12 protein-coding genes and 1 tRNA gene are annotated in these 13,020 nt (G+C 63.7%); 4 read left to right on the top strand and 9 right to left on the bottom strand.

Annotated elements, in window-relative coordinates; all coding sequences use genetic code 11:
* The coding region (gene senB, locus BGO62_RS08180) for a selenoneine biosynthesis selenosugar synthase SenB (protein WP_296641121.1) at window positions 1–929 on the top strand (929 nt) is incomplete at its 5' end.
* 3 nt (window positions 930–932) lie between these two features.
* Here the strand turns inward: senB and BGO62_RS08175 are convergent.
* On the bottom strand, window positions 933–1,598 hold the full coding sequence (locus tag BGO62_RS08175) for a tetratricopeptide repeat protein (RefSeq protein WP_296641119.1): 666 nt from the start codon (window positions 1,596–1,598) through the stop codon (window positions 933–935).
* Window positions 1,599–1,699: 101 nt separating this feature from the next.
* On the opposite strand from BGO62_RS08175, the gene ycaO reads away from it, so the two are divergent.
* Window positions 1,700–3,418, top strand: coding sequence for a 30S ribosomal protein S12 methylthiotransferase accessory factor YcaO (ycaO, locus tag BGO62_RS08170; protein WP_296641116.1), 1,719 nt, complete (start codon window positions 1,700–1,702; stop codon window positions 3,416–3,418).
* Between the two features lie 11 nt (window positions 3,419–3,429).
* Window positions 3,430–4,278 carry a PA4780 family RIO1-like protein kinase gene (locus tag BGO62_RS08165; protein ID WP_296641114.1) on the top strand — a complete coding sequence of 283 codons (849 nt, stop codon included), beginning with the start codon at window positions 3,430–3,432 and terminating at the stop codon, window positions 4,276–4,278.
* Between the two features lie 34 nt (window positions 4,279–4,312).
* Here BGO62_RS08165 and BGO62_RS08160 read toward each other — a convergent pair whose 3' ends face one another.
* The 3 genes from BGO62_RS08160 to rnr form a co-directional block, all read right to left on the bottom strand.
* Entirely contained in the window at window positions 4,313–5,449 is a 1,137-nt protein-coding gene (locus BGO62_RS08160) for a hypothetical protein (RefSeq protein ID WP_296641111.1), read from the bottom strand.
* 68 nt (window positions 5,450–5,517) lie between these two features.
* Window positions 5,518–6,282 carry a 23S rRNA (guanosine(2251)-2'-O)-methyltransferase RlmB gene (gene rlmB / locus BGO62_RS08155; protein ID WP_296641107.1) on the bottom strand — a complete coding sequence of 255 codons (765 nt, stop codon included), beginning with the start codon at window positions 6,280–6,282 and terminating at the stop codon, window positions 5,518–5,520.
* Entirely contained in the window at window positions 6,279–8,543 is a 2,265-nt protein-coding gene (gene rnr / locus BGO62_RS08150) for a ribonuclease R (protein ID WP_296641105.1), read from the bottom strand. Before rnr ends, rlmB begins: the two co-directional genes overlap by 4 nt.
* Window positions 8,544–8,590: 47 nt before the next feature.
* On the opposite strand from rnr, the gene BGO62_RS08145 reads away from it, so the two are divergent.
* Window positions 8,591–8,677, top strand: a tRNA-Leu gene (locus tag BGO62_RS08145).
* Between the two features lie 64 nt (window positions 8,678–8,741).
* Here the strand turns inward: BGO62_RS08145 and BGO62_RS08140 are convergent.
* The 5 genes from BGO62_RS08140 to hflK all read right to left on the bottom strand — a co-directional run.
* Window positions 8,742–10,040 carry an adenylosuccinate synthase gene (locus tag BGO62_RS08140; protein WP_296641102.1) on the bottom strand — a complete coding sequence of 433 codons (1,299 nt, stop codon included), beginning with the start codon at window positions 10,038–10,040 and terminating at the stop codon, window positions 8,742–8,744.
* A 14-nt stretch (window positions 10,041–10,054) separates the two neighbouring features.
* Window positions 10,055–11,020: an ATP phosphoribosyltransferase regulatory subunit gene (locus BGO62_RS08135; protein ID WP_296641101.1), complete on the bottom strand. Its 966-nt coding sequence runs from the start codon at window positions 11,018–11,020 to the stop codon at window positions 10,055–10,057.
* Between the two features lie 15 nt (window positions 11,021–11,035).
* Window positions 11,036–11,224, bottom strand: a complete 189-nt coding sequence (locus tag BGO62_RS08130) for a DUF2065 domain-containing protein (RefSeq protein ID WP_296641098.1) — start codon at window positions 11,222–11,224, stop codon at window positions 11,036–11,038.
* A complete protein-coding gene (gene hflC / locus BGO62_RS08125) occupies window positions 11,221–12,102 on the bottom strand; it encodes a protease modulator HflC (protein WP_296641097.1) in 882 nt (293 codons plus the stop codon). The genes BGO62_RS08130 and hflC overlap by 4 nt, the downstream gene beginning before the upstream one ends.
* Window positions 12,099–13,020: FtsH protease activity modulator HflK (gene hflK / locus BGO62_RS08120; RefSeq protein WP_296641094.1), on the bottom strand; the 922-nt coding region annotated here is incomplete at its 5' end. The genes hflK and hflC, both read right to left, overlap by 4 nt.

The following is a 13,020-nucleotide window of genomic DNA, read 5'->3' as shown; positions in this document are numbered from 1 at the left end:
GCGAACACCGCAACGGCAACTGGCACACCGCCGCACGCTGGGCGCATTTCCTGCGCGAGGCGGGCCACACGGTGCGGGTGCAGGTGGAATGGGATGGACGCGCGGCCGACCTGATGCTGGCGCTGCATGCACGGCGCAGCTTCGCTTCGATCCGCGCCTTTGCCGAGCGCTTTCCGAGCCGTCCCCTGTTGCTGGCGCTGACCGGCACCGACCTGTATCGCGACATCCGCGAAGACAGCGACGCCCGGCAGGCGCTGGAACTCGCGCACCGGCTGATCGTGCTGCAGGATCGCGGGATCGACGAGCTGGCCTCGCATCTGGCCGCCAAGGCGCGGGTGATTTACCAGTCGTCGCCCGACATCGACCGCCAGCCCTCGCCTGCCCACACCTTCGAGGTACTGGTGATCGGCCACCTGCGCGCGGAAAAAGACCCGTTCCGGGTGGCGCTAGCGACGGCCTATCTGCCCGAACACTCGCGCATCCGGGTGACGCATCTGGGCAGCGCCCTGAGCAAGGAGATGGCCGACACCGCGGCGCTGGCGCAAAGCAAGCTGCCGCGCTGGCACTGGCTCGGCGAGGTGCCGCACAAGACGGTGCTGAAACGGCTGTCGCGCGCGCAGCTCATGGTCATCCCATCGGTGATGGAAGGCGGCGCCAACGTGATCTGCGAGGCCCTGGCGGCGGAGGTGCCGGTGCTGGCTTCGCACATGCCCGGCAACGTCGGCATGCTGGGCGAGGATTACCCCGGGTATTTCCCGGTGGGCGACGCAAGGCGGCTGGCCCGGCTGATGGCCATGGCCGAGACCGACCCCGATTTCTATGCCGATTTGCTCGGCCACGCGCGTGCCCGGCGCAGCCTGATGCGGCCGGAACAGGAAGCCAGCCGCTTGCGGCAGGCGGTGGCGGAGTTCGAGCAGCGCACGGGGTGACGGTCAGCTGTCGGCAAACAGGATGCCGAACAGGCGCGCGCGTTCGGCTGCGCTCAGGCCGCGCAGCACCCGCACCGCTTCGTGCGCCACCCGTGCGTCGCGCGTGATCGAATATTCGACCGCCAGTGCACGCCAGACCTCGGCCAGCGCCGGGTCGGCGGCCTGCAGCTTGTGCAGCGCCTGCGCCACCCCCGCCTGCCCTTTGACGAGATAAAACGTCAGCCCCAGGTTGTGCCAGGCCTGGACATAGCCGGGGTCGATCTCCAGCGCCGCGCGATACGCCTGCATCGCCTCGCGCGGGCGCCCGCTGTCGCGCCAGGCATTGCCCAGATTGTTGCGCGCAAGCACATCGCCGGGGTCGAGACGCAGGTTCCGCCGATACGCCGCGATCGCTTCGGCGAACCGCCCCAGTTCGCCCAGTGCGCGCCCCTGAACGAACCAGGCCAGCGCATTTCCCGCATCGATCTGCGCCCAGGCCTGCCCCCACGCCAGCAGGCCCGGCCAGTCGGCGTGTTTTTCCAGCGTCTGCGCCTGCCGCACCCACTCGGCCTGCGGACGGGCAGCCAGCGCTGCCTGGCCGCCGTCCAGGCCGAAAGTCTGGGCGGCCGCCGCCGGGCCTGCAAACGCAAGACCGGGCAACAACAACAAGCAGGAAAGGCGCTTAGGCATGGGCAGGAGACAGCCAGCGAGGTTACGGATCGTCGGCATTCATTTTACGCCGCACTTGACGCATCGCTTATGCTGTTCGCTGTTCAGAAAAGAGCCATCTCATGCACGCCACCGAGCACTTCATTCCCGGCAAGGACGCCTCGCTCGAAGCGTCGATCGCCACCCTGCAATCCAGGCTCGAAGCGACCGGCTTCCACATCGAGGAACGCTCCTGGCTCAATCCGGTGGAAGGCGTCTGGTCGGTGCACATCCGCGACCGCGACTGCCCGCTGCTGTTCACCAACGGCAAGGGCGCCTCGGAGCTGGCGGCGCGGGCGAGCGCGCTGGGCGAATATTTCGAGCGGCTGTCGAGCAACTATTTCTGGACCCATTTCTACCTGGGGGACGCCATCGCCAACCGCTCCTACGTCCACAATCCCGCCGAGCGCTGGTTCGCGTTCGACGACGGCGACGACGCCTGGCCAAGCGGCCTGCTGACGCCCGCGCTGCACGGCCTCTACAACCCGGAAGCAAGCGTGCGCGCCGACCAGTTGATCGACCTCAATTCCGGCAACATCGAACGCGGCATCTGCGCCATCCCCTACCAGCGGCTTTCCGACGGCGAAACCGTGTACTTCCCGGTCAACCTGATCGGCAACCTCTACGTCAGCAACGGCATGTCGGCCGGCAACACGCCGATGGAGGCGCGCACCCAGGCGCTGTCGGAAATCTTCGAACGTCACACCAAGTTCCGCATCATCGAGGAAGGCCTGTGCCTGCCCGACGTGCCGGAAGACGTGATCGACCGCTATCCGCGCATCGCCGCCGGCATCCGCGCGTTGCGCTGCGCCGGCTTCGGCATCCTGGTGAAGGACGCCTCGCTCGGCGGCCGCTATCCGGTGATGAACGTCACCCTGCTGCATCCCGAGGACCAGGGCTGCTTCGCCAGTTTCGGCGCGCATCCGCGCTTCGAAGTGGCGCTGGAGCGCGCGTTGACTGAATTATTGCAGGGCCGCGCGCTCGATTCGCTGGCGGGCTTCCCCGCCCCCGGCTTCGACCAAGCCGAAATCGCCGACCCGCAGAACCTGGAAATCCACTTCGTCGATTCCAGCGGCGTGATTTCCTGGCAATTCCTGCGCGACACCCCCGACTTCGACTTCGTCGACTGGAACTTCGGCACCAGCACCGAAGAAGACTACGCGTGGTCGTGCGGCGCCCTGCACGCCGACGGGCACGAGATCTACATCGCCGACTTCGAACATCTGGGCGTCTACGCCTGCCGCATCCTGGTGCCCGGCGTGTCCGAGATCTACCCGTTCGAGGAACTCGAATTCGAGAACAACAGCGTCGGCAACCTGATCCGCCCGGCGCTCGCGCGCCTGCCCGAACTCAGCGACGACGAATGCGCCGATCTACTCGACCTCATCGGCGAACTCGAACTCGCCGACGACCGCCTGGTGCCGGTGCTGATCGGCCTGGCGCCGGATGCCGATTCGCCGTGGACCGATCTGCGCGTCGGCGAACTCAAGCTGCTGCTCGCGCTGGCCCTCGGCGACGACGACGCCATCCTCGAAGGCTGCACCTGGATCGCCCAGTACGGCCAGCGCAGCGAAGCGCGCCTCAAGGTCTACCGCTGCATCGCCGACCTCGTCCGGCTCGGCGACCCCAATCCCTTCGAACCCGCGCTGGTCCTGCTGTACGGCCGCGAGACGCTGGAACGGGCGTTCGCGCTGTTCAACCAGGACGAACGCTTTTTCGGCTTGAGCAAACTGGGCAGCGACTTCGAAGGCAGCGCGATGCACCGGCACCTGCTGGAGGCGTACCGCAAGGTGCGCGGCTAGATCGATACCCGATGAAAATCCCCAAACGCCTCGAACCCCTGCTCGAGGACGGCCTCATCGACGGCGTCGTGCGCCAGCTCATGAGCGGCAAGGAAGCCCTGGTCTTCGTGGTGCGCTGCGGCGACGACATCCGCTGCGCCAAGGCCTACAAGGAAGCCAAGCAGCGCAGCTTTCGCCAGGCCGTCGACTACACCGAAAACCGCAAGACCAAGAACAGCCGCCAGGCGCGCGCCATGGCCAAGGGCAGCAAATACGGCCGCCAGATGCAGGAAGCCGCCTGGCAGAGCGCCGAGGTCGATGCGCTGTACCGGCTCGCCGCCGCCGGCGTGCGCGTGCCCACGCCATACAACTTCCATGAAGGCGTGCTGCTGATGGAACTAGTGGCCGATGCCGACGGCAACGCCGCGCCCCGGCTCAACGACGTGTCGTTCACTGAAGACGAAGCCCTCGCCCACCACCAGACGCTCATCCGCGAAGTCGTGCGCATGCTGTGCGCCGGCGTCGTCCACGGCGACCTGTCCGAATTCAACATCCTGATCGATGCCGACGGCCCGGTGATCATCGACCTGCCGCAGGCAGTCGATGCAGCCGGCAACAACCATGCCCAGGCCATGCTGGCGCGCGACGTGAACAACCTGCGCACCTACTTCGGCCAGTTCGCGCCGGCGCTATTGGCGACGCAATACGCCGAGGAGATCTGGGCGCTGTACGAACACGGCAACTTGCACCCCGAGACCGAACTCACTGGGCTGTTTGAATGCGAAAAGCCACCGGTCGATCTTGAGGGGGTGATGCGAGAGATAGACGACGCGCGGGAGGAAGAGGAAGCGCGCCTGTTGCGTCTGCAGGAGCTGGCGTGACGCCTGCCCCTTAATCATGTATCGAAGCAATGGGCTAGTCTGAGCCTATGACTTCAGTGTCACTCAATGGGTCAAATTGAGGCGGTTCGGCAGGTATTGGATCAAACCAGCCGGTTTGGATACCCTTCTCATTGAGCATCTCGATGATTCTTCGTCTACTACTCTGGAACCAGACCTCCGATTGCCATGGATGCCGCAGGATGAACTTCTCGCCCATGCCAGCCAGCAACATGTACTCGAAACGAGTAAGTTGCCCCTGCCGTGTTCCATCAATTAGACGGGATATCTGACTGCCATCGTAAGGCTTAATGCATTGGTCAATCTGCTCCAATGATGTGAACCCAAGCCGAAGCAGTAAACGTACAGTCCAGTCGTATGAGAAGTCGGACATGCGTCCATCAGGCCCAAGTGTCTTATCCAGGTAAGCCTTTAGCGCGCCAGGGGTTATCTCAACTGTTTGCAGTTCACCGGCCGAAATGAGATTTTCAGCGCGTTCTGTGAGATCCCGGTCGGCATCTTGAATTGCCTGAAACTCTCGGTCCGCAATTTCGAGCAAACCGGCAAGAGACATGAAGCGCCTCTTAATGTCTCGTGGAATTGTGACAGATGACTTGTACTGAATATCGTGCTCAATTTCCGCCCATGCATGCTGCAAGATAGTTCTAACCTGAACCTCGACTTTTGCGGTCCCAAACTTCTCATATTCTGGTAGCGATGTTCTGACAGGGTTGAGTGTTATCAAGTAATGAACACTTTGATAGCCAAAACGTTCTTCTTCAATCAAGCTTTCCCCTTTATCGAAGTGTTCGATAACGGAAAACTCACTTCGTAACATCTCGTCGATTTCCTCGATCGTACGTGGAAAGAAGGTGATGATCCGGATAGCCGCTTGGTCAGTAATTTGCTCGATCGGATTTGAGTACATTGGCCGATTCGGATCATTCTTTGAAGGCTTCGCAGCTTTTCTTCCAAAACTTGAGGGATCTTTTGCACGTGCCTCAATTGAATGAACCTGAATACCTCGACGCTTAAGCGCTTCGTCGGCGATGCGTTTCGCTGACGTGGCAAGCTCAGAATAGAAACCCACAACGCGCAGGTAGTCTGAAACAGCAGCCTGCTCATGACGCGCGAAATCGAACTTGTCGGCCTGCTCTGAAATTTGTTCGGTCATAGCGTGATGACATTACGACTTAATAAGAGGCGGCTCCAAAACGGGGGGCGAACCACGGTTTGTAGTTCCTATCCGCCGCGCTGCCGCACCGTCTCATACAAACACAACGCTGCCGACACCGACACGTTGAGGCTTTCCACCGTGCCGCCGATGGGGATGCGCGCGACCTGATCGCAGCTCTGCTTGACCAGCCGCCGGATGCCCGCGCCCTCCGCCCCCAGCACCCAGGCGATGCCGGTCCTGGCGTCGATGCCGGACAGCGGCTGCTCGCCGTCCATGTCGGCGGCGATGACCCAGATATTGTGTTCCTTCAGGTCCTCGATGGTGCGCGCGAGGTTGGTGACCATGATGTAAGGCACGGTCTCCGCCGCACCCGAGGCGACCTTTTCCACGGTGGCGTTGACGCCGACGGCGTTGTCCTTCGGCGCGATCACGGCGTGCACGCCGAAGGCGTCGGCCGAGCGCAGGATCGCGCCGAGGTTGTGCGGATCGGTGACGCCGTCGAGGATGACCAGCAGCGGCGGGCCCTGGATGTTTTCCAGTACCTCGTCGAGCGAGTGCGTGAGTGCAACCGGCTTCACGCGGGCGACCACGCCCTGGTGCTTGGCGGTCTTGCCGACCAGGCGGGTCAGGCGGTCGGCTTCGACCTGCGCCAGTTTGACCCCGTTGTCCTTCGCCTGATGCACCAGGTCGCGCGCCCGCGCGTCGCGGCGGGTCAGGTCGAGGTAGATTTCGAAGATGCCCGCGGGATCCTGGCGCAGGCGCGCCAGCACGGGGTGAAAGCCGTAGATGAGTTTTTCCGCGGCGTGCCTGTCGACGGATTTATCGCTCATTTCTGCTTGCTACCCTTGGCCTTGGCCGTTCTCTTTTTCGGCGCGGCGACCTCTTCCGCCGTCTCGACTACTTCGACCAGGGCGAAGTCGATCTTGCTGGTCTCGATGTCGGCGCGCATCACCTTGATGCGCACGCGGTCGCCCAGGCGATATTTTTTTCCGGTGCGCTCGCCGAGCATCATGTGCTTGGCCTGGTCGTAGTGGAAGTAATCCTGGCCGAGCTCGGAGACGTGGGCCAGCCCCTCGATGAAGATCTCGTCGATCGCGACGAATATGCCGAAGCTGGTCACCGCGCTGACGGTGCCGTTGTACTCGTCGCCGATGCGGTCGCGCATGAAATAGGTTTTCAGCCAGGCGTCGACGTCGCGGGTGGCATCGTCGGCGCGGCGCTCGGTCATCGAGCAGTGCAGGCCGATTTCCGCCAGCCCCTTGGCGGGCAGTTTCTCGCCGTTCAGCACCGCCTTGATGCCGCGATGCACCAGCAGGTCGGGATAGCGGCGGATCGGCGAGGTGAAGTGGGTGTAGGCCTCGTAGGCGAGACCGAAGTGCCCCTTGTTGTCGGGGCTGTAGATCGCCTGTTTCAACGAGCGCAGCATCACGGTCTGCAGCAGGCCATGGTCGGGACGGTCCTTGATCTTGTCGAGCAGCGTGGCGTAGTCCTTGGCGTGCGGCTTGTCGCCGCCGCCGAGGTCGAGGCCGAACTCGGCGAGGAAGCCGCGCAGCGCAGCGAGCTTTTCCGCGGTCGGGCCTTCGTGAACGCGGAACAGCGCCGGCTGCCTGTTCTCGTGCAGGAAATCCGACGCGCAGACGTTGGCCGCCAGCATGCATTCCTCGATGATGCGGTGGGCGTCGTTGCGGATCACCGGCACGATCTCCTTGATCTTGCCCTGGTCGTCGAAATTGATCTGCGTCTCGGTCGAACCGAAATCGATGGCGCCGCGCTTGGCGCGTGCCTTCAGCAGGGTGCGGAACAATTTGTCGAGCGCTTCCAAATGCGGCATCAGCGCGGCCTGCTTCTTCTCCGGCTTGGCTGCGCCGGAGAGCCAGTCCCATACCTGATTGTAGGTAAGGCGTGCGTGCGAATGGATCACCGCCGGGTAGAAGCGGTATTCCTTGATCGACCCCGCCGTGGTGATGCGCATGTCGCACACCATCGACAGGCGGTCGACTTCCGGGTTGAGCGAACACAGGCCGTTTGACAGCGCCTCCGGCAGCATGGGAATGACGCGGCGCGGGAAGTACACCGAGTTGCCGCGGTTGAAGCCTTCGCTGTCGAGCGCATCCCTGGGCTGCACGTAATGGCTGACGTCGGCGATCGCCACCACCAGGCGGAAGCCGCTGCGGCCAAGCGGCTCGCAGTACACTGCGTCGTCGAAGTCGCGCGCGGTCTCGCCGTCGATGGTGACGAGCGGCAGGTGGCGGATGTCCTCGCGGCCGGCCAGGTCCTTTTTCAGCACCTTGCTTGGCAGCTTGGATGCCTGCGCCTCGACCTCCGGCGGGAACACGTAGGGCAGGTCGTGCTTCCTCAGCGCGATCTCGATTTCCATGCCGGGGCCGGTAAAGCTGCCCAGCACCTCGGACACCCGCCCCACCGCCTCGTTGTGCGCACCGGGCTGGGTGAGGATTTCCACCGTCACCACCTGGCCCGGCTGCGCGGCGCCGGCATGCTCGGCGGGGACGAGGATGTCCTGGTTGATGCGGCGGTTTTCCGCGATCAGGAAGCCGACGCCACCCTCGAGGTAGTAGCGACCGACGACGAGCTTGTTGACGTGCTCCAGCACCTCGACGATCTTGGCCTCGCGCCGCCCGCGCCGGTCGAAGCCGGCCACGCGCACCAGCACGCGGTCGCCGTGCAGCACGCGGTGCATTTCCTTGGGCGACAGGTAGAGGTCGTCGCCGCCCTCGTCCGGCACCACGAAGCCGAAGCCGTCGGGATGCCCTTCGACACGGCCCTTGATCAGGTCGAGCTTGTCCGGCAGGCACAGCTGGCGCTTGCGGTTGAGCATCAGCTGGCCGTCGCGCTGCATCGCGCCGAGACGGCGCTGGAACAGATCCCACTCGTCGTCGGTGATGTGCAACTGTTCGGCGAAGGCGTCGGCGTCGACCGGACAGCCCGCCTCGGTCAGCAGCTGCAGGATGTATTCGCGGCTCGGCAGCGGCGACTCGTAGCGCTCGGTTTCACGTTCGTAGAACGGGTCGGCCAGGCGAATCGCCGGGATTTTGTGCTTGCTTGCGCGACTGCGCGATTTTTTTGAAGTCATGTTCGTTGACAATTTATTCGGTGCTCTCTAGAATGCGCGCCTTACCTGCCCAGATGGCGGAATTGGTAGACGCACTAGGTTCAGGTCCTAGCGGTGGCAACACTGTGGAGGTTCGAGTCCTCTTCTGGGCACCAAACGCTGTAAGCAAAAAGCCGACCTCGTGTCGGCTTTTTGCTTTGGTACGGTTTATTGTAGACATCACGACTCGTAGGGGTGGCGACGCACGATGGTCTCCACCCGGTCCGGTCCGGTCGACACCACGTCCACCGGCACTTCGCACAAGGCTTCCATCCGCTTCAGGTAGGTCTGCGCCTTCTGCGGCAGCTTGTCGAATTCCTGCACGCCGACGGTCGATTCGCTCCATCCCGGCAGATCTTCGTAAATCGGCTCGACCTTCGCAATCGATTCCGCTCCCACCGGCAGGATGTCGCACACCTCGCCGTCGATCTTGTAGCCCACGCATACACGCACGGTTTCCAGGCCGTCCAGCACGTCGAGCTTGGTCACGCACAGGCCGGACACGCCGTTGATCTGGATCGAGCGCTTGAGCGCAGCCGCGTCGAACCAGCCGCATCGGCGCGCGCGTCCGGTGGTGGCGCCGAATTCGTGGCCCTTCTCGCCGAGATACTGGCCGACGTCGTCGAACAGTTCGGTGGGGAACGGGCCGGAGCCGACGCGCGTGGTGTAGGCCTTGGTGATGCCCAGCACGTAATGCAGCGTGTTGGGGCCGACGCCGGCGCCGGTGGCGGCGCCGCCGGCGGTGCAGTTGGACGAGGTCACGAACGGGTAGGTGCCGTGGTCGATGTCGAGCAGGGTGCCCTGCGCGCCCTCGAACAGCAGGTTCTCGCCCGCCTTGTTGGCCTCGTACAGGCTGCGCGGCACGTCGGCCACCATCGGCTTCAGCCGCTCGGCCAGCCCCATCATCTCGTCGAGCGACTGGTTGAAGTCGACGGTATCGGCCTTGTAGAAGTTCTTCAGCATGAAGTTGTGGTGGTCGAGCACTTCGCCCAGCTTGGCGGCAAAGCGCTCGCGGTGGAACAGGTCCTGCAGGCGCAGCGCGCGGCGCGCCACCTTGTCCTCGTAGGCGGGGCCGATGCCGCGCCCGGTGGTGCCGATCTTGCCGGCGCCCTTGGCGATCTCGCGGGCACGGTCGAGTGCGACGTGGTGCGGCATGATCAGCGGGCAGGCTTCGCTGATCTTGAGGCGGCTCGCCACGTCGACGCCGGCGGCCAGCAGCATGTCCATTTCCTCGATCAGCGCGGTCGGCGACAGCACCACGCCGTTGCCGATGTAGCAGGTGACGCTGTCGCGCAGAATCCCCGACGGGATCAGGTGCAGCACGGTTTTCTTGCCTGCCACCACCAGGGTGTGGCCGGCGTTGTGTCCGCCCTGGAAACGCACCACGCCCTGCGCGCGGTCGGTCAGCCAGTCGACGATTTTGCCCTTGCCCTCATCGCCCCACTGGGTGCCGATGACGACGACGTTTTTTGCTGCCATGCTGCGATCTCCCTTTATTGTGCCCCCGAGCTGGCGATGACCAGTTCGCGTAAGTCCAGGCTAAAACCGGTGGCCGGGCGCGCCCGGCCGAATATCCGCCCCACCTCATCGTAGCGTCCGCCCTGCGCAATCGCATGGCTGCGTCCGCCGGTATACGCCGCGAAGACGACGCCGCTGTGGTAGCCGTAGCCGCGCAGTTCGGCCAGATCGTACGCCACCTCGACGCCGCTCAATCCCTGGTCGAGCGCCGCCAGCATATCCAGCGCCGCATCGACCGCCGCCAGCCGCGGCAGGCGCGCACGCGCCTCGGCCAGCATGCTGCGATCCCCATACAGCTGCGGCAGCGCGGCAAAGGCATCGCGCAACGCCACAGGCAAGCCTGCAGTCAGCACCGCCACGGCGCTGCCGTCCTTGGTCTGCAGCGCGCCGAACAGCTGGTGCTCGATATCGCCGCTCAAGCCGGCTTCCTGCGCCAGCGCACGGTAAACGCCGACGTGGCCGATATCGAGCTGCACCGTTTTCACGCCGCACACGGACAAGCCCTGCAGCATCAGGGTGAGGATTTCAAGATCCGCTTCGGCGCCGGCTTCGCCATACAGCTCCGCACCGATCTGGATCGGTTCGCGCGAACGATGGAAGCCGGCGGACTGGGTATGCAGCACGCTGCCCGCATAGCACAGGCGATTCACCGCGTTGGCGGCCAGCAGGTGCGCATCGATGCGCGCCACCTGCGGCGTGATGTCGGCGCGCACGCCCATCAGCCGCCCGGAGAGCTGGTCGACCAGCTTGAAGGTCTTGAGGTCGAGGTCCGCGCCGACACCGGTCAGCAGCGAATCGAGGTATTCCATCAGCGGCGGAATCACCAGCTGGTAGCCGCGGCTGCGGAACAGGTCGAGCAGCGCGCGGCGCATGTCTTCCATGCGCCAGGCCTGCGGCGGCAATATATCCTCGACGTTTTCAGGGAGCAACCAGGCGGTCATCTCAGTTCGGCCACATCAATTCAACATCATCAACAAAAAAAGGCCACCCAGCATCGAGGTGGCACCGATAAAACGCAATTGGCCGTCGCTGAGTTCCAGCATCCGGCGGAAACCGTCCCGCCATATGGCGGGCGCAGCGAACGGCAGGACCCCTTCAATCACCAGCAGCAAGCCAATTGCAGCAAGCCCGTCGAGGCCGGTCATTGACCGCCGGCGGCACGCGGGTTCTTCATGTACTTGAAGAAGTCGGCGCTGGGATCGAGCACCATGACGTCGCTTTTGCTCTTGAAGCTTTCGCGATACGCCTGCATCGAACGATAGAACGCATAGAACTCGGCGTTCTTGCCGTAGGCCGCGGCATACACCGCCGCCGCCTTGGCGTCGCCTTCGCCCTTGACGCGCTGGGCATCACGATAGGCCTCGGCGACGATCACGTCCTTCTGCTTGTCGGCATCGGCCTTGATCTTTTCGGCTTCGGCCGCGCCGGTCGAACGCAGTTCGTTGGCCACCTGCTTGCGCTCGGCCTCCATCCGGCGGTAGACGTTTTCCGACACCGTTTCCGGCAGGTCGACCCGCTTGATCCGCACGTCCACCACCTGCACGCCGATCTTGCGCGCGTCAGCGTCGGCCTTGCTGCGGATGATGCTCATGATTTCCTCGCGGCGCCCCGACACCACCTCGTTGACAGTGCGCTTGCCGAACTCGGCGCGCAGCCCGTCGTTGACGGTCTGGTTCAGACGGATCTGCGCCCGCATTTCGTCGCCGCCCACCGACACGTAGAACTGCTTCGCATCGATCACGCGCCACTTGATGAAGGAATCGACCAGCACGTTCTTCTTTTCCGACGTGATGAAGCGCTCCGGGTCGGCCGCGTCCAGCGTCAGGATGCGGGTATCGAAGTAACGCACGTTCTGCACCAGCGGCAGCTTGAAATACAGTCCCGGCGTTTTCTTCACCGACACCACTTCGCCCAGCTGGAACACCATGGCGTTCTGCCGCTGGTCGACGGTAAACATGCTGCCGCTCAACACCGCCAGCAGCACGATCAGGCCAATCAGTACGGGACCCAGATTCCTGCTCATGGCCGATCCTCCCGGTCGCGGCTGCGTAAAGCGTCACGTGAACGCGCATCCACGGGGGCCGGCGCCGGCGCGGCCGGCTGCTGCGACAGCACTTCGGGCGCGCCGCTGTAGGGCTGGCTGACAATCTGCTGCAATTTGTCGAGCGGCAGGTACAGGAGGCTGTTGCCGCCCTTCTGGTCTACCAGCACTTTGCTGGTGTTATTCATCACGGTCTGCATGGTATCGAGATACATACGCTGGCGCGTCACCTGGGGCGCTTTCTGATATTCGGCAAAAATTTGCGCAAAGCGGCTGGCCTCGCCCTCGGCATTGGCGATCACCGACAGCTTGTAGCCCTCGGCTTCTTCCTTCAGTCGCGAGGCCAGGCCGCGGGCACGCGGCACCACGTCGTTGGAATAGGCTTCCGCTTCGTTCTTCAGGCGTTCGCGATCCTGCCCCGCCTTCACCGCATCGTCGAACGCGGCCTGCACCTGTTCGGGCGGCTGGATATTCTGCAAGGTTACCTGGCTGATGCTGATGCCGGTCTTGTAGCGGTCGAGAATCTGCTGCATCAGCACCTTGGCACGTGCAGCGATATCGGCACGGCCTTCATACAGCACGAAATCCATCTTGTTCTTGCCGACGATTTCGCGCATCGCGGTTTCGGCCACCTGCAACACCGTATCTTCCGGCGCGCGGTTGACGAACAGGAATTCCTTCGGGTCCTTCAGGATGTACTGCACCGCGAATTGCAGATCGATGATGTTCTCGTCGTCGGTCAGCATCAGGGACTCTTTCAGCACCTTGCTCTTTACCGTGTTGCGGTAGCCGATTTCGACGGTGCGCACCTGATCGACGTTGACCACTTCGCGCGATTCGATCGGCCACGGCAGATGCCAGCGCGGGCCGGGCTCGGTGGTCTCGACATATTGCCCAAAG

The organism is Thiobacillus sp. 65-1402 (genome assembly GCF_001897685.1).
Classification (GTDB): Bacteria; Pseudomonadota; Gammaproteobacteria; order Burkholderiales; family Thiobacillaceae; genus Thiobacillus.
The sequence above is the reverse complement of the archived record's forward strand: the minus strand, read 5'-3'. Positions and strand labels throughout refer to the sequence as shown.